Source organism: Modestobacter sp. KNN46-3, assembly GCF_011039295.1.
The window spans coordinates 180497-199498 of sequence record NZ_JAAKGN010000001.1 but is presented as its reverse complement, the minus strand read 5'-3'; the positions used below and the strand labels follow the sequence as shown (position 1 = coordinate 199498).

Genomic DNA, 19002 nt, shown 5'->3' with positions numbered 1-19002 from the left:
TGGACCACGAGGGACCTCCTGGGTCGGTGCGGGTGCTTGGCGGCTCCCACACCCAACCCGGAGGTCCCTCCTCACATCAAGATCAGCTGCTCATCGCAGCGCTGCACCAACCTGTCCGGGCAGTACACCTAGTCCGTGGCGTTGTCGTCTGTTCTCGCGCCGCTCGGCTGGGGCGACCGGTGTCTGACGTAGTACGTCCAGGCCAGCGACGCGAGTCCGAGCCCGATCAGGAGCAGCGCAGGCCACTGCCAGTCGTTCGCCGCAGCGAGGAGAAGCCCGGTGAGCACGGCGAGGAGTGAAGCCAGCGGACGCATCGGATCCTGCGCATGACGAACTGCCCATCCGGGCTCCCGCTGGTCCACATGATCACCATGCACCATGCCGCCGGATGACGGCAGCGTCCGACCGTGTGGCCCTGAGTGGGCCGCTCAGGGTGCCGTGCCCGCTGCGTGCATCGCAGCGGCGGCCGGCGGCCGGCGGTGTTAGACGTTGTCGAGGACGTGGCGCTCGAGCCAGTCGTTGCGGAAGGTGCCGCGCGGGTCGAGCCGGTCGACCAGGGCCAGGAAGTCGGCGTGACGCGGGTACCTGGGGGCGAGGGTGGCCGCGTCGGCGAGGAAGAGCTTGCCCCAGTGCGGGCGCGCACCTAGCGCCAGCAGCCGGGCCTCCAGCTCGACCAGCAGCTCCTCGACGTCGGCCTGGGCGGGCAGCCAGGTGAAGTGCAGGCCGAGGGTGGGCTGGCCGTACGCGGTGCTCATCCACAGCTCGTCGGCGGCGACCGTGCGGATCTCACAGACCTGCAGCAGCGGCCGGATCCGGTGTGCCAACGAGCGCAGCACCTCCAGCGCCTCCACCCCTGCGGTGCGGGGCAGCAGGTACTCGGACTGGATCTCGTTGCCGTTGCTCGGGGTGAAGCCCATCCGGAAGTGCGGCAGGCGGTCCGACCAGCGCCCGGGGCTGCCCAGCTGCGCGGTGGTGGGCGCCGGGTCGATGCCGGGCAGCGGGTGCCGCTCGGTGGCGGCCTCGACCGCGCCGAACAGGTCACCGGCGGGGGAGCCGGCGACGTCGGTGCGGGACTTCACCCAGATCATGTCCACGCTCGGTCCCAGCCCCGTGAACAGGCTGACGCTGTAGCCGGCCGACAGGACCTCGTCCAGGTTGCCGTACAGCGTGTCCCAGGGCAGCTGCTCGAACACCCGCTGCTGCACGTCGAAGGCCGGCTCGACGTCGAGGGTCATCCGGGTGACCGCCCCGAGGGCGCCGAGCCCGACCACCATGCCGTCGAAGTCGGCGTCGCCGCGGGCGCACCGGACCAGCTCCCCGCTGGAGGTCACCAGCTCCAGGCCGGCGACCGCCGTCGCCAGGTTGCCGTTACCGACGCCGGATCCGTGGGTGGCAGTGGCCACCGCGCCGGCGATCGAGATGTGCGGGAGCGAGGCCAGGTTGTGCAGTGCCAGGCCCTCCCGGTGCAGGGCGGCAGCCAGCTCGCCGTACCGCAGACCCGCATCGACGGTGACCGTGCGCCGGTCGCTGCTCACGTCGACCCGGTCGGAGGTCATCGCCTCCAGCGACACCAGCTCGGCGCTGTCGCCGATGGCGGTGAAGGAGTGCCGTGAACCCAGCACCCGCACCTGCCGGGCGTTCGTGATCGTCTCCTGCAGCTCGGCCAGCGACTCCGGCCGGCGCAGCTCCGTCGCGCGATAGGTGTGGTTGCCTGCCCAGTTCGTGGTCGCCAGTGCCACGGGTGCCTCGGTCACGCCCCAGTGTCCCGCAGGTCCGTCGTCCGCGTCGGGCGGGACGTCGCTCAGAGCAGCCGGTCGAGGTCGTCCGGCCCCGGCCCGGTGCCCCCGGAGTCACGGACGGGGGACGACTCGGGGACGTCGTCGTCCGGTGGCTCGTCGGCGACCGGCCCCTCCGCGTAGAGGGTGCTGGGGTCCTTGGGGTCCATCTCACGCACGGCGGGTGCCTACCCCGGCCCGCCAGGACCAACCGCTGGGCCGGATCACCAGGGGCCCTCGCCACCACCGAAGTACACCGTGATGAACATCCAGCCGAAGACCACCAGCAGGGCCAGGAACTCCAGGGCGTAGAGCTGCCAGCCGCCGTTGGCGATCCGCTGGCGGATTCCGGGCTCTTCCGAGTGACCGGAGTCGGGGGTGTCGGCCATGGGTCTCTCCTCCCAGGACGGGAGCCCCACCGCGGCGCACTCGTGGACCGGAGGCCACGCCGGGCCGCCGGAGGGGCTCGGGTCCCCGGGCACGGCTCACCCGGGTCGACCACGTCCATGCCCAGCCCGGGCGCGATCCAGACGTGGAAGCTGGTTCCGAGCCGTGGTCCCGGGCCATACGCGCAACCCCAGACGTCCCATTGACACCATTCCGCTGACCTCCCTACGGTCGGGCGCGTTCCACCGGACTGACCGAGGGCACGACCCCGTTCGCCGTTCCTGGTGCTGCGGGGCACGGCCCCCGCCACCGCGCGATGACGCCGGTGGACCACCACGGACACCGGAGTCCCGCATGCCTGGACGCGCCACCCTGCCCTCCTCCCGTCAGTCGGCCGCCGCGCCGAGCCGCCGGCACCGACGGCGCCACTGGCCCCTGGTGGCCACCCTCAGCACCGGCCTCCTCGTCGGCAGCGCGGCCGCACCGGCCGCCGCGGGTGAGGGCCACCCCGGGCGCGGCGGCGGCTCCGACCGCGGCTCCGCGAGCACGACCGTCGAGCCCTTCGGCACCGCGCCCGACGGCACCCCGGTCGAGCGCTGGACGCTGAGCAACGGCGACATGACGGTCCGGGTGCTCACCTACGGCGGTGTCATCCAGACCCTGGAGGTGCCCGACGAGGACGGGGACGTGGAGAACGTCGTCCTGGGCTTCCCGGACGTGGCCGGCTATGCCTCGGACGCCGACCCGTACTTCGGCTCGCTGATCGGCCGCTACGGCAACCGCATCGCCGGCGGCACCTTCGACCTGGCCGGGGAGACCTACCAGCTGCCGCTCAACGACGGCCCGAACACCCTGCACGGCGGCCCTGACGGGTTCGACGACCGGGTGTGGACGGCGACCCCCGTCGGCAACGAGCGCGTGGCGGCGCTGCGGCTGGAGCTGGTCAGCCCGGCCGGCGACCAGGGCTTCCCCGGCACCCTCACCACCGCGGTCACCTACGCCATGGACGAGCACAACCGGCTGGCCGTCCGCTACGAGGCCACCACCGACGCACCGACGGTCGTGAACCTCACCCAGCACACCTACTGGAACCTCGGCGGCGAGGGGTCCGGCACCATCTACGACCACGAGCTGAAGATCGACGCCGACGCGTACACCCCGGTCGACGAGACGCTCATCCCCACCGGGGAGATCGCGCCGGTCGAGGGCACGCCGTTCGACTTCCGTGAGCCCACCGCGATCGGGGAGCGGATCCGGGTGGCAGACCAGCAGATCCTGTACGGCCAGGGCTACGACCACAACTGGGTGCTCGACCGCGAGGACGACGGCGCGCGCGAGGGCTCGGACAGCGAGGACGCCCTGGAGAAGGCTGCCGTGCTGCACGACCCGGACAGCGGCCGGACCCTCACCATCGCCACCACCGAGCCGGGCCTGCAATTCTACTCCGGCAACTTCCTCGACGGCACGATCGTCGGCACCGGCGGCAGTGTCTACCGGCAGGGTGACGGGCTGGCGCTGGAGACCCAGCACTTCCCGGACTCCCCGAACCAGCCCGACTTCCCCTCCACCGAGCTGCAGCCGGGCGAGGAGTACCAGAGCACCACGGTGTTCATGCTCTCCAACTGAAGTGGTGCGGCCGGCTGCGGACGGGCTTCCCCGTCCGCAGCCGGGCGCCTCAGGCGTCGTAGTCGACCGTGACCTCGTCGGTCAGCGGCAGCGACTGGCAGGTCAGCACGTACCCGGCATCCACCTCGCCGGGGTCCAGCGCGTAGTTGCGGCGCATCTCCACCTCGCCGTCCGTCACCCGGGCCCGGCAGGTGCCGCACACCCCGCCCTTGCAGGCGAACGGCAGGTCGCCGCGCACCTGCTGCGCCGAGTCGAGCACCGGCACCCCGCGCGGCAGCGTCAGTGTGGTGGTGCGGCCGTCCAGCACGATAGTCACCGAGCTGCTGGGGCCCTCGACGGTCTGGTCGTCGCCGCGGACCGGCTCCGGCGGCAGGTCGTCGACGTAGAACAGCTCCTGGTGCACCCGCTCGGCCGGCACCCCCAGCTCGGTGAGCAGCTCCCGGGCGTGGGTGACCATGCCGTGCGGTCCGCACAGCCACCAGTGGTCGACCTGCGGCGCGTCGGTGAAGGCGTCGACCAGGGTGCGCAGCCGGTCGCCGTCCAGCCGGCCACTGGTCAGCTCGGCGTCCCGCGGCTCGCGGGAGAGCACGTGCACCAGCTGCAGCCGGGTGCCGTAGCGGTCCTTCAGGTCGGCGAGCTCGTCGGCGAACATCACCGTGTTGGTGCGCCGGTTGCCGTAGAAGACGGTCACCGTCGACTCGCCGTCCCGCAGCACGGTGGCGGCCAGCGAGAGCACCGGCGTGACCCCGGAACCGGCGACGACGAACACGTGGTCACCGGACACCGACAGGTCGGCGGTGAACGTGCCCGACGGGGGCAGCACCTCGATCTCGTCGCCCGGCCGCACCTCGTTCACCAGGTAGGCGGAGAAGAAGCCGCCGGGCACCTCGCGGACCCCGACCCGGGGTGCGGCACCGACCGGCGAGCAGATGGAGTACGAGCGCCGCTCGTCCCGGTCGCCGTCCACCCGGCGCAGGGTCAGCGCCTGGCCGGGGCGGAACGAGTAGTCCTCGGCCAGCTCCGGTGGGACGTCGAAGGTGACCGCCACGGCGTCGTCGGTGAGCCGCTCGACCTGGGCGACCTTCAGCGGGTGGAACTGCGGACGCCGGCGGGCGGGGGCCGTCATCAGATCTCCTTGAGGTGCTCGAAGGGCTCCAGGCAGACCCGGCAGCGGCGCATCGCCTTGCACGCGGTCCCGCTGAACTCGCTGATCTCCTCGGTGTCGGCCGCCCCGCACTGCGGGCAGGTCGCCGTCCGCCGGGACGGGCCGAGCTGCAGCGGCACCGGACCGGTCCGGCGCACCGGCGCGTCACCGGGGGGTGCGATGCCGCCGGCGGCCAGCTTGCGGCGGCCGGCCGGGCTGATCCAGTCGGTGCTCCAGGCGGGGGAGAGGACCGTCCGGACGTCGACGTCGGCGAACCCGGCCCGGTGCAGCGCGTGCACCAGGTCGGCGCGCATGACGCCCATCGCCGGGCAGCCCGAGTAGGTGGGGGTGATCTCCACGACGACCGTGCCGTCCTCGTCCCGGACGTCCCGCAGCACCCCGAGATCGGCCAGCGTCAGCATCGGCAGCTCGGGGTCGGTGACCGTCTCCGCCACCGCCCGCGCGTCCGTGTCGGTCCCACCAAAATGGCCATTTTGGTGGGTGGTGGGGCCGGTCACCAGGTCGCGGCCGGGTGTTCGCGGGCGGTGGACTGCAGCTCGGTGAGCAGCGCGGTGAACTCGGCGCTGTGTTCGCCGGCGCGGCCGCGGCTGGGCTGCGGGGTGGGCCACTCGGGCACGGTGAGGGTCGCCCGCTCGAGCACGAGGGTGAGCACGTCGCGCACCTCGTCGGTGAGCTCCGCCGGGTCGACGGCCACCCCGGCGGCGGTCAGCCGGGTCTCGACGTCGGTGGCGGTGAACAGGTCGGCGAGCAGCGGCCAGACGGCGTCGACCCCGGCCTGGGTGCGGCGGTGAGACTCCGGCGTCCCGTCGCCGAGCCGGAGCACCCAGCGGGCGGCGTGGTCGCGGTGGTAGGTCAGCTCGGGCACCCCCTTGGCGGCGATCGCGGCGAGCACCGGGTCGCGGGACTCGCGCAGCCGGTTGAGGAGCGCCAGCCGCCAGGCCGAGGCGGCCAGCAGGCGGACGACGGTCTGCCCGAAGTCGCCGTTGGGAGCCTCGACCAGCCCGGAGTGGCGGAACTCGTCGGGGTCGCGGAAGTAGGCGAGGGCGTCCTCGTCCGGGATGCTCGCCGTCGCCCGCTCGCGGCTGCGGCCGAGCACGCCGACCGAGCCCGCCCGGGCCAGCAGCAGCCGGGCCTGGCCGAGCAGGTCCAGCCCGCAGTTGGCGAGGGCGACCTCTTCTTCGAGCTCCGGGGCGTTGGTCACCCACTGCGTGAGCCGCTGGCAGAGCACCAGCGCGTCGTCGCCGAGCATCAGGCAGTACGCGCCCAGGTCAGCCGGGTCGATGCCCTCGGGCACGGTGGTGTCGACCCCGGCCAGCGGCTCGTCGAAGCCGGTGCCGAACGCCCACTGCCCCTCGCCTCCGTGCGCATGGTCCAACGCCTCGTACACGGTCTCTTCGTGCGCCAACGAGGTGCTCCCTTCCCGTCGAGGCCAGCCCGCCGCATCCGGAACGGATGCGCCGTCTTGCGGCCCCCTCGCAGGGGCCCGCTCGCCGAGGAACGAGGCGAGTGGGGGGCGAGGGGGTCCTTTACATGTGGGGGACGTTCTCCGGGATCTCGTAGAACGTCGGGTGCCGGTAGACCTTGTCGCCGCTGGGGGCGAACAGCGGGTCCTTCTCGTCGGGGCTGGAGGCGGTGATGTCGCTGGCCCGCACGACCCAGATGCTCACGCCCTCGTTGCGCCGGGTGTAGAGGTCCCGGGCGGCGTGCACGGCCATCTCGTCGTCGGGGGCGTGCAGCGAGCCGACGTGCACGTGGTTCAGCCCGCGCTTGCCGCGGACGAACACCTCGTACAGCGGCCAGTCGCGCTTGCTCACGGCCGGCTGGTCGGCCACCGGCACGCCCGGCCCGGTGGGGACGGCGCCGTGCCCACCCTCGGCGGTGACGTCGCCCATCGACCCGCCGGCAGCCGCGTCGCTCATCAGGCGCTCACGGCCGCGTGCTTGTCGGCGTAGGCGGTGGCGGCCTCGGTGACCCACGCGTTGTCGTCGCGGGCGGCCCGGCGGCGGGCGATCCGCTCGTCGTTGCACGGCCCGTTGCCGGCCAGCACCTGCTTGAACTCCGACCAGTCGATGGCACCGAAGCGGTACCGGCCGGTCTCGGGGTCCAGCGCGAGCTCGGGGTCGGGCAGCGTCACGCCGAGCACCTCGGCCTGGGGCACGGTCATGTCGACGAAGCGCTGGCGCAGCTCGTCGTTGCTGTGCCGCTTGACGCCCCACGCCATCGACTGGGCCGAGTTGGGGCTGTCGTCGTCCGGCGGGCCGAACATCATCAGCGAGGGCCACCACCAGCGGTCGACGGCGTCCTGCACCATCGCGCGCTGGGCGTCGGTGCCGCGCATCATCGTCATCAGCAGCTCGTAGCCCTGCCGCTGGTGGAAGGACTCCTCCTTGCAGACCCGGATCATCGCGCGGGCGTAGGGGCCGTAGCTCGACCGGCACAGCGGCACCTGGTTGCAGATCGCCGCGCCGTCGACGAGCCAGCCGATGACGCCGACGTCGGCGTAGGTGAGCGTGGGGTAGTTGAAGATCGAGCTGTACTTCTGCTTGCGCTCGATGAGCTTGTCGGTGAGGTCGGCCCGATCGGCGCCGAGGGTCTCGGCGGCCGAGTAGAGGTACAGCCCGTGGCCGGCCTCGTCCTGCACCTTGGCCAGCAGGATCGCCTTGCGCCGCAGGCTGGGGGCGGCGAGCAGCCAGTCGCCCTCGGGCTGCATGCCGATGATCTCTGAGTGGGCGTGCTGGGCGATCTGCCGGATCAGGCCCTTGCGGTAGCCCTCGGGCATCCAGTCGCGCGGCTCGATGCGGTGGTCGGCCGCGATCGTGGCGTCGAACTGCTCCTGCAGCACGGCCTCGTCCGGAGTCGGGCGGTCCAGCGTCGGCGCAGACATGTCGTCCCCTCGTTGGGCGATCAATTACTGACCATGCGGTCGGTATTCAGTGTCCACCCTGGCGCGGTGCGGCACAAGCCGTCCCCACCGGACGGTGCGGCGCGGGTTGACAGCCGTCCCGGTGAGGAGTTGGTTACTGACCACCTGGACGGTATTTGGGTGCCCCGTGCGCCCGGCCGGCCGGCCGGCAACGACGCTCGGCGACCGCGGAGGAACAGCCCATGACCACAGCGACCGGGACCACGGGCACGGACGAGAGCTCCCGCCGGCTGGGTTCGGCGCCCGACCCGGCGCAGCTCGACCCGGCCGAGCGGATGGGCGTCGACGAGCTGCGCGCGCTGCAGCTGGAGCGCCTGCAGTGGACCCTGCGGCACGTCTACGCGAACGTCCCGCACTACCGGACGGCGTTCGACGCCGCCGGCGTGCACCCCGACGACTGCCGCGAGCTCGCCGACCTGGCGCGGTTCCCGACCACCAGCAAGGCCGACCTGCGGGAGAACTACCCGTTCGGGATGTTCGCCGTCCCGCAGGAGCAGGTCCGCCGGGTGCACGCCTCCTCGGGCACCACCGGGCAGCCGACCGTCGTCGGCTACACCGAGGACGACATCGACACCTGGGCCACCGTCATGGCCCGTTCCATCCGCGCGGCAGGCGGCCGCCCGGGCGACAAGCTGCACAACGCCTACGGCTACGGCCTGTTCACCGGCGGGCTGGGCGCGCACTACGGCGCGGAGAAGCTGGGCTGCACGGTCATCCCGGTCTCCGGTGGCATGACGCCCCGCCAGGTGCAGCTGATCCAGGACTTCCAGCCGCGGGTGATCATGGTGACGCCGTCCTACCTGCTCACGATCATCGACGAGTTCGAGAAGCAGGGCCTCGACCCGCGTGCTTGCTCGCTGCAGATCGGCATCTTCGGCGCCGAGCCGTGGACCGAGGAGATGCGCCGGGAGATGGAGGAGCGCCTGGACATCGAGGCGATCGACATCTACGGCCTGTCGGAGGTCATGGGCCCGGGCATCGCGCAGGAGTGCGTCGAGACCAAGGACGGTCTGCACATCTGGGAGGACCACTTCTACCCGGAGGTCATCGACCCGGACACCGGCGAGGTGCTGCCCGAGGGGGAGCAGGGCGAGCTGGTGTTCACCTCGCTGACCAAGCAGGCGATGCCGGTCATCCGCTACCGCACCCGCGACCTGACCCGGCTGCTGCCGGGCACCGCCCGGCCGGGCATGCGCCGGATGGAGAAGGTGACCGGCCGGACCGACGACATGATCATCCTGCGCGGGGTCAACGTCTTCCCGACGCAGATCGAGGAGGTGGTGCTCCGGACGCCGGGGCTGTCGCCGCACTTCTCCCTCGAGCTGACCAGCCGCGGCCGGATGGACCACCTGACCGTGCACGTGGAGGCCCGGCCGGACTGCCCGGCCGACCGCCGCGACGCCGCGGCCCGTGAGGTCGGCACCGCGGTGAAGGACACCATCGGGATCACCGTCGAGGTGTCGGTCGTCGACCCGGAGACGCTGGCCCGCTCGGTGGGCAAGCTGCAGCGGCTGACCGATCGACGTGAGCGGAGCGGGGCATGACGGTCGCGCCGGCGCGGCGGGGGCGGCCCGGGCACTCGCTGGACTCGCTGCTGGACACCGCGGTGGCCGTCTTCATCGAGCGCGGGTACGAGGCGACCAGCATGGACGAGCTGGCGGCCCGGCTCGGCGTCACCAAGTCGGCGATCTACCACCACGTGCCCAGCAAGGTGGAGCTGCTGCGGCTCGCCCTGGACCGGGCGCTGAACGCGCTGTTCGCCGTCCTGGACGAGCCGGGAGCGCTCACGGGTCCGGCCATCGACCGGCTGGAGCACGTCGTCCGCGGGTCTGTGCGGGTGCTGACCGCCCAGCTGCCGTTCGTCACGTTGCTGCTGCGGGTGCGCGGGAACTCCGCGGTCGAGTCCGAGGCGCTGGGCCGGCGCCGCGAGTTCGACCGGATCGTCACCGACCTGGTCCGCGCGGCGGAGGAGGAGGGCGACGTGCGGCCCGACGTCGACCCCGCGGTCACCAGCCGGCTGCTGTTCGGCACCGTCAACTCCCTCACCGAGTGGTACCGCCCCGGGCGCGGCCTGGACGCCGAGGCGCTGGCCGACGCGCTGGTCACGACCACCTTCAGCGGCCTGCGCACCGCAGCCGCACCCGTCCCCCCGGAGGCACTCCGATGACCGCACCGATGTTGCCGAGCTACGTCGCCGGCCGCTGGTACACCGCCCCCGACGAGGGGGCGCCGATCGCCGACGCCGTCACCGGCGAGACCGTCGTCCGGGTGTCCAGCGCCGGGCTGGACGTGCCGGGGATGCTCGACCATGCCCGCTCGGTCGGCGGCCCGGCGCTGCGCGAGCTGACCTTCCACCAGCGTGCGGCGCTGCTCAAGCAGCTGGGCCTGCGGTTGATGGCGGAGAAGGACGCGTTCTACGCGCTCTCCCGGCGCACCGGGTGCACCGACCGGGACACCGCGGTGGACGTCGACGGCGGCTTCGGCACGCTGCTGTCCTACGCGAGCAAGGCGCGCCGGGAGCTGCCCGACGACACGGTCGTGCTGGACGGCGCTCCTGAGCCGCTGGGCCGGGGCGGCACCTTCCTCGGCCAGCACCTGTACACGCCGCTGCGCGGGGTGGCGGTGCAGGTCAACGCCTTCAACTTCCCGGTCTGGGGCTTCCTGGAGAAGTTCGCCCCCGCCTTCATCGCCGGCGTGCCGACGGTGGTGAAGCCGGGCAGCCAGACCGCCTACCTGACCGAGGCCGTCGTCCGCTCGATCGTCGACAGCGGGCTGCTCCCCGAGGGCAGCGTGCAGCTGCTGGCCGGCAGCGCCGCCGGCGTCCTCGACGGGCTCGCCGGGCAGGACCTGGTGTTCTTCACCGGCTCCGCGTCCACCGCCCGCAAGCTGCGCAGCCACCCCGCGGTGGTGGCGAACTCGGTGCGCTTCAACGCCGAGGCCGACTCGCTGAACTGCGCGGTGCTCGGCCCCGACGCCACCCCGGACACCCCCGAGTTCGGCCTGTTCGTCGACCAGCTGGTCACCGAGATGACGGTGAAGGCCGGGCAGAAGTGCACCGCCATCCGCCGGGCGCTGGTGCCGCGCGAGCTGGCCGACGACGTGGTGGAGGCGACCCGGGCGAAGCTGGCCGAGGTCGTCGTCGGTGCCCCGGGTGCCGAGGGCGTGACCATGGGCGCGCTGGCCAGCCTGGACCAGCGGCAGGAGGTGCTCCGGGCGGTGAAGGCGCTGCGCGGTGTCGCCGACCTGGTCGCCGGGGACCCGGACGACTTCTCCGTCGTCGGCGCCGACCGGGACCGGGGCGCCTTCCTGCCGCCGATGCTGCTGCGCTGCGACGACCTCTCCGCCGGCGAGCCGCACGACGTGGAGGCGTTCGGGCCGGTGAGCACGGTGCTGCCCTACGACGGCGTGGCGCACGCGGTCGAGCTCGCCGCGCGCGGGCAGGGCAGCCTGGTGGGCTCGATCGTGACCCACGACCCGGCGGTCGCCCGGGAGTTCGTGCTCGGTGCCGCGCACGCGCACGGCCGGGTGCTGGTGCTCGACCGGGACGACGCCGGGGAGAACACCGGCCACGGCTCCCCGCTGCCGGTGCTGGTGCACGGCGGCCCCGGGCGGGCCGGCGGTGGCGAGGAGCTCGGCGGCATCCGCGGGGTGCTGCACCACATGCAGCGCACCGCCGTGCAGGGTTCGCCGGACATGCTGACCACGATCGGCCGCCGGTGGGTGACCGGCGCCGCCCGCACCGACGACGGCGTGCACCCGTTCCGCAAGTCGCTGGCCGAGCTGCGGATCGGGGACTCGGTGACCGCCGGGCCGCGTGCGGTCACCCTGGCCGACATCGAGCACTTCGCCGAGTTCACCGGGGACACCTTCTACGCCCACATGGACGAGGCGGCCGCCGCAGCCAACCCGCTGTTCGGCGGGCGGGTCGCGCACGGCTACCTGATCGTCTCCTGGGCCGCGGGGCTGTTCGTCGACCCGGACCCGGGGCCGGTGCTGGCCAACTACGGGGTGGACAACCTGCGGTTCCTGACGCCGGTCAAGCCCGGCGCGGAGCTGACGGTCACCCTCACCGCCAAGCAGATCACCCCGCGGGGCGGCGCCGACCACGGCGAGGTGCGCTGGGACGCGGTCGTGGTGGACGGCGACGGACAGCCGGTCGCCACCTACGACGTGCTCACCATGGTGGCCAAGACCTGGGCCCCGGCGGCCGACCCGAGCTGAGCGGCGCCCGGCGGCGCGTCGGGGTCAGCCGGCGGCGGTCGAGCCGTCCGGCCGGCGGGTGACCTCGACGTGCGGCCGGGTCTGCCACAGCGCCCACTCGGCGCTGATGTCGCCGGCGGTGCGCAACAGTCGGGGGAGGTGCTCGGTGAGCAGCCGGTCGGTCGAGGTCTCCGCGGCGTGCACCGTCACGTTCATCGCGGCGCGCACGGCGCCGGCGCCGTCCCGGACCGGCACCGCGACCGAGCGGACGCCGGGGGCCAGTTCCTCGTCGGCCAGTGCCCAGCCACGGGCGCGGACCTCGGTCAGCTCGGTCTGCAGCTGGTCGGCCGAGCGGCCGATGTAGGTCGGCAGCCCGGCCCGGCTCGGCTCGGCCAGGGTGGCCTCCAGCTCGGCGGGGGAGAGGCCGGCGAGCAGCACCTTGCCCTGCGAGGTCTGCACGGCGGGGAAGCGCGTCCCGATCTCCACCCGCAGGGTGATCAGCTTCGGGACGGCGACCCGGGCGACGTAGACGATGTCCGAGCCGTCGAGCTGGGCCATCGAGGAGGACTCACCGGTCTGCGCGACCAGCGCCTCCAGGTGCGGGCGGGCGATGTCCCACAGCCCCAGCGCCCCGACGTAGGCCATGCCGAGGGTGAGCACCTTCGGGGTGAGCCGGAAGGCGCCGGCGGAGGAGCGGACGAACCCGAGCTCCTCCAGGGTGAGCAGCAGCCGTCGCGCGGTCGGCCGGGCCAGCCCGGCGGCGGTCGCGACGTCGCTCAGTGACATGACCGGGTGGTCGGCGTCGAAGCAGGCCAGCACGTCCAGCCCGCGCGCGAGCGCCTCCACGAAGTCCGGCCCCGTGCCCCGTCCTGCCACCGCGCGCCACCTCCCCGTCCCGTTGCTGCTGGTGCGTCGCACCGCGCCGGGCCGGCGCGGTGCGACGGGTGCTCAGTGCGAGCTGTGCTGGTCCAGCGAGGGCTCGCCGAACACGTTGCCCCGGGCTCCGTGGGTGGAGTGGACTTGTACTCGGTGTAGGTGTACGGGTTGTCCAGGACGTCGTCGTCCGGCAGGTCCGGGTTCATGCCGGCCGCCCACGCCTCCGGGCCGAGGGTCGACTGCAGGTGCTCGACCGTCGCGTCGACGGTCCGCCGCACCGCGGCCAGGTCGGCACCGACCAGCTGGTGCTCGTGCTTCACCACCCGGCCGCCGACGAGCACCGTGTGCACGTCGCCGCGCTGGGCCTGGAAGGCCACGTGCCCGTAGGGGTTCAGCAGCGGGAAGGAGACCGGCGACCGGTCGTTCTTGATCAGCACGACGTCGCCCTGCTTGCCCGGCTCCAGGCTGCCCAGGTCGTCCCGGCCCAGCGCCAGCGCGCCGCCGCGGGTGGCCCAGTCGACGACCTGCTCGGCCCGCAGGTGCACCTGGGTGACCGTCTGCCCCTGGGCGTGCGCCTCCAGGTGCTCGCGGGAGCGGTCGGCGCCCAGCGTGCTGCGCATCGCGGAGAACAGGTCGCTGCTCCACCACACGCTGGTGTCCATCGACAGCGAGACCGGGATGCCGTGCCGGCGCACCTGCCAGGTGGGCGGGTAGCCCTGCCCGGCGCTCTGCTCGGACTCCGTGGACACCGAGATCGAGCCGCCGGTCGCGGCGATCCGGTGGTAGGAGTCGGTGGTCAGCGTGGCGGCGTGCACGTAGACCGTCTCGGGGGTCATGAAGCCGTTGTCGTGCATCAGCCGGATGCCCTCGTCCCCGGTGGCCCCCCAGACGCCGGCGTGCGTGGTGACCGGCAGGCCGAGCTCGCGCGCCACCTCGAAGGCGGGCTTCTCCGGGAACGCCGGGTCACCGGTGACGTCGAAGGCCAGCTGCAGGCCGAGCTTGCCCTCGTCCTGGCGACGCTTGAGGAACGCCTGCACGGCCGGGTCGGTGGCCCACTCCCACGGGCCGGCCTGGATGTTGCCGTAGGCCAGCAGGAACCGGCCGGGCACCGCGAGCAGGGCGTCGGCGGCGGCCTCGGCGTGGTCGACGGTCTGCAGCCCGTGCGACCAGTCGACGGTGGTGGTGACCCCGGCCTCGACGGCGTCCCAGGCAGACAGCAGGTTGCCGGCGTGAACGTCCTCGGGACGGAAGGCCTTGCCGTGCTCGAGGTAGTACCAGACGAAGTACTGGGTGAGCGTCCAGTCGGCGCCGTAGCCGCGCATCGCGGTCTGCCACATGTGCCGGTGGGTGTCGATCATGCCGGGCATCACGACGCCGCCCTGCGCGTCGATCTCCAGGGTCCCGGCCGGGACGTCGAGCTGCTGGCCGACGGCGGCGAGCTTCCCGTCCACGACGAGGACGTCGGCGTCGGGCAGCACGGTGTGTGCGTCGTCCATGGTCAGCACGGTGCCGTTGCGCAGCACGACCGGGCGGTCGGTCGCCTGCCCCGCGACGTCGGTGTCGGGCTGGGACATCGTCTACCTCCAGGCCGTCACCGGACTGTCGCGGACGAATGTCCGCAGAACGGTCAGCCTGGCGACGGCCCCACTGTCGTGGTGATCGCGACCACATGTCAAGGCGGAGGATCGAGTCAGACGTTCCGGTTGACAGTGGAACAGTGCGGTGGTGAGACTCGGCGGCACTCCGGACGCCCGTCCGCTTGACGGCGAAACACCGCTCGAGGGGCCACACCCGATGACCGAACACCCACTGCCGCCCGGTTCCGCGCCGGGTCGGGGGCCGCTGTCCGGCCTCTTGGTGGCCGACTTCTCCCGGGTCCTGGCCGGGCCCTACGCCACCATGCTGCTGGCCGACATGGGCGCCGAGGTGGTCAAGGTGGAGAGCCCCAGCGGCGACGACACCCGCAGCTGGGCGCCGCCGGTGCGCGAGGGGGTGTCGACCTACTACCTGGGCGTGAACCGGAACAAGCGCTCCATCGCCCTGGACCTCAAGGACCCCGCCGACGCCGCCGCGGCCCAGGAGCTGGCCCGGCGCGCCGACATCGTGATCGAGAACTTCAAGACCGGCGGGCTCGGCCGCTTCGGCCTGGACTACGCCAGCGTCAGTGCGACCAACCCCCGCGTCGTCTACGCCTCGATCACCGGCTTCGGCAGCGGGCCGGCCGGTGCGCCGCTGCCCGGGTACGACCTGATCGTGCAGGCGATCTCCGGCCTGATGAGCCTCACCGGCGACCCCGAGGGCGAGCCGTTCCGGGCCGGCATCTCCGTCTTCGACGTGATGGCCGGCCTGCACGCCACCATCGGCGTGCTCTCCGCGCTGAACGTCCGGCACGAGACCGGCCGCGGCCAGCACGTCGAGGTCAACCTGCTGTCCTCCGCGCTGTCCGGGCTGGTCAACCACGCCAGCGCCGTCGTCGCCGGTGACGTCGTCCCGTTCCGGATGGGCAACAGCCACCCGAGCCTGTTCCCCTACGAGCCGCTCCCGTGCGCCGACGGCGACCTGATCATCACCGCCGGCAACAACGGCCAGTTCCGCCGGTTGGTCGAGGTGCTCGGCGTGCCCGAGCTCGCCGACGACCCGCGGTTCGCCCGCAACGAGGACCGCACGGCCAACCGGGACGAGCTGCGCCCGCTGCTGGTCGAGCGGCTGAGCACCCGGTCCAAGCGGGACTGGTTCGACGACATCATCGCCGCGGGCGTGCCCTGCGGGCCGATCAACACCGTCGACCAGGGGGTGGCCTTCGCCGAGTCGATCGGCCTGGACCCGGTGGTGACCGTGGGGGAGGGTGAGGCGGCAGTGCCGTCGGTCCGCCACCCGATCACCTTCTCCGAGACGCCGGCCGACTACCGGCTGCCACCGCCGGCCCTGGACGAGCACGGCGCCGAGCTGCGACGGTGGCTGGCCACCGAGGAGGACGCGTGACCACCCCCGAGTACCCGACCGCGCTGGGTGCCTCCAGCCGCGAGTCGATCACGCTGCTGGGCACCGACCTGGCCCGCGACGTCATGGGCACCGTCGGCTTCGGCGAGCTGGCCTTCTGGCTGGCCACCCAGCGGCGGCCCACACCGGGGGAGACCCGGGTCTTCGAGGCGGTGCTGGCCGCGCTCGCCGACCACGGCTTCACCCCGACCGCCATCGTCACCCGGCTCACCTACCTGTCGGCACCGGACTCGGTGCAGGGGGCGCTCGCCGCCGGCCTGCTCGGCGGTGGCTCCCGGTTCCTCGGCGTCACCGAGGACTCCGGCCGCTTCCTGGACGACGTGCTGAAGGGCGTGGACGGTGCGCTGCCGACCGACGACGCGGGTTGGGACGCCCTGGCCCTCGAGACGGTGACCGCCCAGCGGGCGGCGCGGCGCTTCGTCCCCGGGCTCGGCCACCACGTGCACAAGGACGGCGACCCGCGCACCCCCCGGCTGTTCGAGATCGCGACCGAGGAGGGGCTGTTCGGCCCGCACCTGTCGCTGTTCGCCGCGATCGGCCGGGTCCACCCCCAGGTGCTCGGCAAGACCCTGCCGCTCAACGGGGCCGGGGTGTGCGGTGCGGCGCTGGCCGACCTGGGCCTGCCGCTGCAGCTGCTCCGCGGCTTCGCGCTGCTCGCCCGCACGGCCGGGCTGATCGGGCAGCTCGCCGAAGAGCTGCGGCATCCGGTCGCCAACGACGTGTTCCTGTCCGTGGACCTCAACAACCGGTCCGTCGCCCCCGACCCGTACCTCCCTGACCTCAACGGAGACAGTCATGGCTGAACTGGCCGCGGTGATCGCGTCCACCCACCACCCCTTCTACTACCGGGCCAGCACCGCCACCGGCGCGGACCGGCCGCCGTTCGCCGACGAGTGGGTGGCGAAGATCGAGGCGTTCCGCGAGACGCTCACCCGTGCGGAGCCCGACGTCCTGGTGATGGTCGGCAGTGACCACTTCCACCAGCTGTGGCTGGACAACATGCCGCAGTTCCTGGTGGGCAAGGCGCCGTTCTTCGACGCCAACTTCCACAACGAGGAGCGCGAGTTCGGGCTGCCGAAGATGACGCTGCGCGGCGAGGAGGACCTGGCGGCGCACCTGCTGCGGGACGGGCTGGACCGGGACTTCGACCTGGCCTTCAGCAACGAGCTGCGGATCGACCACAGCATCACCTGCCCGATCATCACGCTGCGCCCGCAGGCCGACCTGCCGATCGTGCCGATCTACACCAACATCTTCGCCCCGCCGCTGCCGCAGCCGAAGCGCTTCGTCCAGCTGGGCCGGGCGATCCGGGAGATGGTCGAGTCCTGGGAGAGCGACAAGCGGGTGGCGGTGATCGGCACCGGGCACCTGTCCCTGGAGCTGGGCGGGCCGCGCCAGTTCGGCGAGCACGGGCCGGACCCGGAGTTCGACCGCAAGGCCGTCGAGTGGATCGCCAGCGGGGACATCGAGGGCTGCCTGGCCGAGGTCTCCCTGGAGTCCCTGCACCACCCGGGCAACGCCACCCACGGGTTCATGGACTTCATGCTGATGATGGGCGTGGCCGGCGAGGGCGCAAAGGCCGACCACGTCGACACCCTGGACCTGTTCCACACCATGGAGGCGTACTTCACCTGGTACCCCAACGGGGTCCCGAGCACGGGCGGTGTGTCGGCATGAGCAAGTACCTGCTGGACAAGTTCCTGTTCACCGTCGACCGCGACCCCGAGCTGACCGAGCGCTACCGGGAGGACCCGGCCGGCACGGTCACCTGGTGGGAGGCCGAGATGGCCAACACCATCCTCAACTGCATCCCCGCGGAGAAGACCACCTGGCTGGCCTTCACCGACGAGGAGCGGCGAGCGCTGGCCGAGCACGACCACGTCGCGCTGTTCCAGATGGGCGCGCACCCGTTCCTGACGCTCACCCTGTTCATCGCGCTGTTCGAGCGCGACCACGGGCCGATGGAGTACCAGCGTGCCTACGGGAAGGCGATGGAGCACATCTCCATGCCCTATCCCGACATCGCGACCTGAGCCGGTGCGCGCCGCCGTCCTGACCCGGCCGGGCGAGCCGCCCGCCCTGGTGGACCACCCGGACCCGGTGCCCGGCGAGGGCCGGACCCTGGTCCGGGTGACCGCCGCCCCGGTCGTGCCGCTGGACCTCCTCTGCGCCTCCGGGACGTCGTACTTCGGCCGTCCGGCCGTGCCCTACGTACCAGGTGTGCAGGGGGTGGGGGTCGTGGTGTCGTCGGCGGTGCTGACGCCCGGCACCCGGGTCTGGTTCGCCACCTCGGCGGGGATGAGCCCGGGCGACGGCAGCCTGGGCGAGCTCTGCGCCGTGCCGGACGCCGACGTCGTCCCGCTCGCCGGGGACCTGCCCGACCCGGTCGTGGCCGCGCTGGGCCTGTCGGCGGTCGCCGGCTGGATGGCGCTGACCTGGCGCGGCCGGTTGCAGCCGGGGGAGCGGGTGCTGGTGCTCGGTGCCGGAGGTGCGGTCGGTCAGGCCGCGCTCGGCGCCGCCCGCGCGCTGGGGGCCGGGCGGGTGGTCGGGGTCTGCCGCTCGCCGTCCGCCGCCGACCGTGCCCGCCGGGCCGGCGCCGAGGACGTCGTCCTCACCGGGGACGGCGGCGACCTGGCTGCGCGGATCCGGCAGACGGTCGGCTCGGACGTCGACCTCGTCGTCGACCCGGTGTTCGGCGCCGTGGCCGCGGCCGCGTGCTCGGTGCTGGCGCCCGGTGGGCGGCTGGTCAACCTGGGTGGCGCGGCCGGGGACGCCGCCGAGTTCTCCTCCGCCGTGCTGCGCAGCCGGAGCATCGACGTGCTCGGCTACACCAACAACGCGCTCACCGGCGAGCAGCGGGCCGCCGCGCTGACCGCGGTGCTGCGGCACGCCGCGGCCGGGCAGCTCCGGGTGGAGCACGCCGTCCTCCCGCTGGCGCGGGTCGAGGAGGCCTGGGCGGCCACCGCGGCCGGGGGCGGGAGCCGGTCCGTCGTCGAGCTGTCGGTGCGCTGACCGAGCACCGCCGGTGGTGACGGATGGGACGCGTGTGT

Annotated in this window: 19 protein-coding genes; 9 read left to right on the top strand and 10 right to left on the bottom strand. The window is 73.0% G+C overall.

The window, feature by feature from the left end; all coding sequences use genetic code 11:
• Nucleotides 1–482: 482 nt before the first annotated feature.
• From G5C62_RS01010 to G5C62_RS01000, 3 genes are read right to left on the bottom strand one after another with little or no spacing between them, the layout of a single operon-like run.
• Entirely contained in the window at nucleotides 483–1754 is a 1272-nt protein-coding gene (locus G5C62_RS01010; protein WP_164699636.1) for a D-arabinono-1,4-lactone oxidase, read from the bottom strand.
• Nucleotides 1755–1801: 47 nt separating this feature from the next.
• Complete coding sequence (locus tag G5C62_RS01005; RefSeq protein WP_164699637.1) at nucleotides 1802–1954, bottom strand: hypothetical protein; 153 nt, start codon at nucleotides 1952–1954, stop codon at nucleotides 1802–1804.
• Between the two features lie 45 nt (nucleotides 1955–1999).
• A complete protein-coding gene (locus G5C62_RS01000) occupies nucleotides 2000–2164 on the bottom strand; it encodes a hypothetical protein (protein ID WP_164699638.1) in 165 nt (54 codons plus the stop codon).
• A gap of 352 nt (nucleotides 2165–2516) precedes the next feature.
• Here G5C62_RS01000 and G5C62_RS00995 point away from each other — a divergent pair, with 352 nt between their 5' ends.
• Nucleotides 2517–3788, top strand: coding sequence for an aldose epimerase family protein (locus G5C62_RS00995; RefSeq protein ID WP_164699639.1), 1272 nt, complete (start codon nucleotides 2517–2519; stop codon nucleotides 3786–3788).
• Nucleotides 3789–3837: 49 nt separating this feature from the next.
• Here G5C62_RS00995 and paaE read toward each other — a convergent pair whose 3' ends face one another.
• The 5 genes from paaE to paaA form a co-directional block, all read right to left on the bottom strand.
• The gene (gene paaE / locus G5C62_RS00990) at nucleotides 3838–4914 is read right to left on the bottom strand and encodes a 1,2-phenylacetyl-CoA epoxidase subunit PaaE (RefSeq protein ID WP_164699640.1); all 1077 of its coding nucleotides are present in this window, start codon (nucleotides 4912–4914) and stop codon (nucleotides 3838–3840) included.
• Nucleotides 4914–5450 carry a 1,2-phenylacetyl-CoA epoxidase subunit PaaD gene (gene paaD / locus G5C62_RS00985; RefSeq protein ID WP_164699641.1) on the bottom strand — a complete coding sequence of 179 codons (537 nt, stop codon included), beginning with the start codon at nucleotides 5448–5450 and terminating at the stop codon, nucleotides 4914–4916. Before paaD ends, paaE begins: the two co-directional genes overlap by 1 nt.
• Nucleotides 5447–6358, bottom strand: coding sequence for a 1,2-phenylacetyl-CoA epoxidase subunit PaaC (paaC, locus tag G5C62_RS00980; RefSeq protein WP_164699642.1), 912 nt, complete (start codon nucleotides 6356–6358; stop codon nucleotides 5447–5449). Before paaC ends, paaD begins: the two co-directional genes overlap by 4 nt.
• A gap of 121 nt (nucleotides 6359–6479) precedes the next feature.
• On the bottom strand, nucleotides 6480–6872 hold the full coding sequence (gene paaB / locus G5C62_RS00975; RefSeq protein ID WP_346774109.1) for a 1,2-phenylacetyl-CoA epoxidase subunit PaaB: 393 nt from the start codon (nucleotides 6870–6872) through the stop codon (nucleotides 6480–6482).
• Nucleotides 6872–7837, bottom strand: a complete 966-nt coding sequence (gene paaA / locus G5C62_RS00970; RefSeq protein WP_164699643.1) for a 1,2-phenylacetyl-CoA epoxidase subunit PaaA — start codon at nucleotides 7835–7837, stop codon at nucleotides 6872–6874. Before paaA ends, paaB begins: the two co-directional genes overlap by 1 nt.
• A gap of 221 nt (nucleotides 7838–8058) precedes the next feature.
• Between paaA and paaK the strand changes: the two genes are divergently transcribed.
• From paaK to paaZ, 3 genes are read left to right on the top strand one after another with little or no spacing between them, the layout of a single operon-like run.
• Nucleotides 8059–9420: a phenylacetate--CoA ligase PaaK gene (gene paaK, locus G5C62_RS00965; protein WP_164699644.1), complete on the top strand. Its 1362-nt coding sequence runs from the start codon at nucleotides 8059–8061 to the stop codon at nucleotides 9418–9420.
• Nucleotides 9417–10043 (top strand): TetR/AcrR family transcriptional regulator, encoded by a 627-nt coding sequence (locus G5C62_RS00960; RefSeq protein WP_036336881.1) that lies wholly within the window; start codon nucleotides 9417–9419, stop codon nucleotides 10041–10043. The genes paaK and G5C62_RS00960 overlap by 4 nt, the downstream gene beginning before the upstream one ends.
• Entirely contained in the window at nucleotides 10040–12097 is a 2058-nt protein-coding gene (gene paaZ / locus G5C62_RS00955) for a phenylacetic acid degradation bifunctional protein PaaZ (protein ID WP_164699645.1), read from the top strand. The genes G5C62_RS00960 and paaZ overlap by 4 nt, the downstream gene beginning before the upstream one ends.
• A gap of 24 nt (nucleotides 12098–12121) precedes the next feature.
• On the opposite strand, the gene G5C62_RS00950 is transcribed toward paaZ, so the two are convergent.
• Nucleotides 12122–12952 (bottom strand): IclR family transcriptional regulator C-terminal domain-containing protein, encoded by an 831-nt coding sequence (locus G5C62_RS00950; RefSeq protein ID WP_164699646.1) that lies wholly within the window; start codon nucleotides 12950–12952, stop codon nucleotides 12122–12124.
• Complete coding sequence (locus G5C62_RS00945; RefSeq protein ID WP_241175633.1) at nucleotides 12853–14526, bottom strand: amidohydrolase family protein; 1674 nt, start codon at nucleotides 14524–14526, stop codon at nucleotides 12853–12855. Before G5C62_RS00945 ends, G5C62_RS00950 begins: the two co-directional genes overlap by 100 nt.
• Before the next feature lie 220 nt (nucleotides 14527–14746).
• On the opposite strand from G5C62_RS00945, the gene G5C62_RS00940 reads away from it, so the two are divergent.
• From G5C62_RS00940 to G5C62_RS00920, 5 genes are read left to right on the top strand one after another with little or no spacing between them, the layout of a single operon-like run.
• Complete coding sequence (locus G5C62_RS00940; RefSeq protein WP_164699647.1) at nucleotides 14747–15934, top strand: CaiB/BaiF CoA-transferase family protein; 1188 nt, start codon at nucleotides 14747–14749, stop codon at nucleotides 15932–15934.
• Nucleotides 15931–16755: a citryl-CoA lyase gene (locus G5C62_RS00935; protein ID WP_164699648.1), complete on the top strand. Its 825-nt coding sequence runs from the start codon at nucleotides 15931–15933 to the stop codon at nucleotides 16753–16755. The genes G5C62_RS00940 and G5C62_RS00935 overlap by 4 nt, the downstream gene beginning before the upstream one ends.
• Nucleotides 16748–17629, top strand: a complete 882-nt coding sequence (locus G5C62_RS00930) for an extradiol ring-cleavage dioxygenase (RefSeq protein ID WP_164699649.1) — start codon at nucleotides 16748–16750, stop codon at nucleotides 17627–17629. Before G5C62_RS00935 ends, G5C62_RS00930 begins: the two co-directional genes overlap by 8 nt.
• A complete protein-coding gene (locus G5C62_RS00925) occupies nucleotides 17626–17985 on the top strand; it encodes a hypothetical protein (protein ID WP_164699650.1) in 360 nt (119 codons plus the stop codon). Before G5C62_RS00930 ends, G5C62_RS00925 begins: the two co-directional genes overlap by 4 nt.
• A gap of 4 nt (nucleotides 17986–17989) precedes the next feature.
• Nucleotides 17990–18964, top strand: coding sequence for a zinc-binding alcohol dehydrogenase family protein (locus G5C62_RS00920; protein WP_164699651.1), 975 nt, complete (start codon nucleotides 17990–17992; stop codon nucleotides 18962–18964).
• The last annotated feature ends 38 nt before the right edge of the window (nucleotides 18965–19002 follow it).

Excerpts from the sequence above, each read along its gene's own strand:
- G5C62_RS01000 (WP_164699638.1), bottom strand. The coding sequence starts at position 2,164 with ATGGCCGACACCCCCGACTCCGGTCACTCGGAAGAGCCCGGAATCCGC.
- G5C62_RS00995 (WP_164699639.1), top strand. The coding sequence starts at position 2,517 with ATGCCTGGACGCGCCACCCTGCCCTCCTCCCGTCAGTCGGCCGCCGCG.
- paaE (WP_164699640.1), bottom strand. The coding sequence starts at position 4,914 with ATGACGGCCCCCGCCCGCCGGCGTCCGCAGTTCCACCCGCTGAAGGTC.
- paaB (WP_346774109.1), bottom strand. The coding sequence starts at position 6,872 with ATGAGCGACGCGGCTGCCGGCGGGTCGATGGGCGACGTCACCGCCGAG.
- paaA (WP_164699643.1), bottom strand. The coding sequence starts at position 7,837 with ATGTCTGCGCCGACGCTGGACCGCCCGACTCCGGACGAGGCCGTGCTG.
- paaK (WP_164699644.1), top strand. The coding sequence starts at position 8,059 with ATGACCACAGCGACCGGGACCACGGGCACGGACGAGAGCTCCCGCCGG.
- G5C62_RS00960 (WP_036336881.1), top strand. The coding sequence starts at position 9,417 with ATGACGGTCGCGCCGGCGCGGCGGGGGCGGCCCGGGCACTCGCTGGAC.
- paaZ (WP_164699645.1), top strand. The coding sequence starts at position 10,040 with ATGACCGCACCGATGTTGCCGAGCTACGTCGCCGGCCGCTGGTACACC.
- G5C62_RS00945 (WP_241175633.1), bottom strand. The coding sequence starts at position 14,526 with ATGTCCCAGCCCGACACCGACGTCGCGGGGCAGGCGACCGACCGCCCG.
- G5C62_RS00940 (WP_164699647.1), top strand. The coding sequence starts at position 14,747 with ATGACCGAACACCCACTGCCGCCCGGTTCCGCGCCGGGTCGGGGGCCG.
- G5C62_RS00930 (WP_164699649.1), top strand. The coding sequence starts at position 16,748 with ATGGCTGAACTGGCCGCGGTGATCGCGTCCACCCACCACCCCTTCTAC.
- G5C62_RS00925 (WP_164699650.1), top strand. The coding sequence starts at position 17,626 with ATGAGCAAGTACCTGCTGGACAAGTTCCTGTTCACCGTCGACCGCGAC.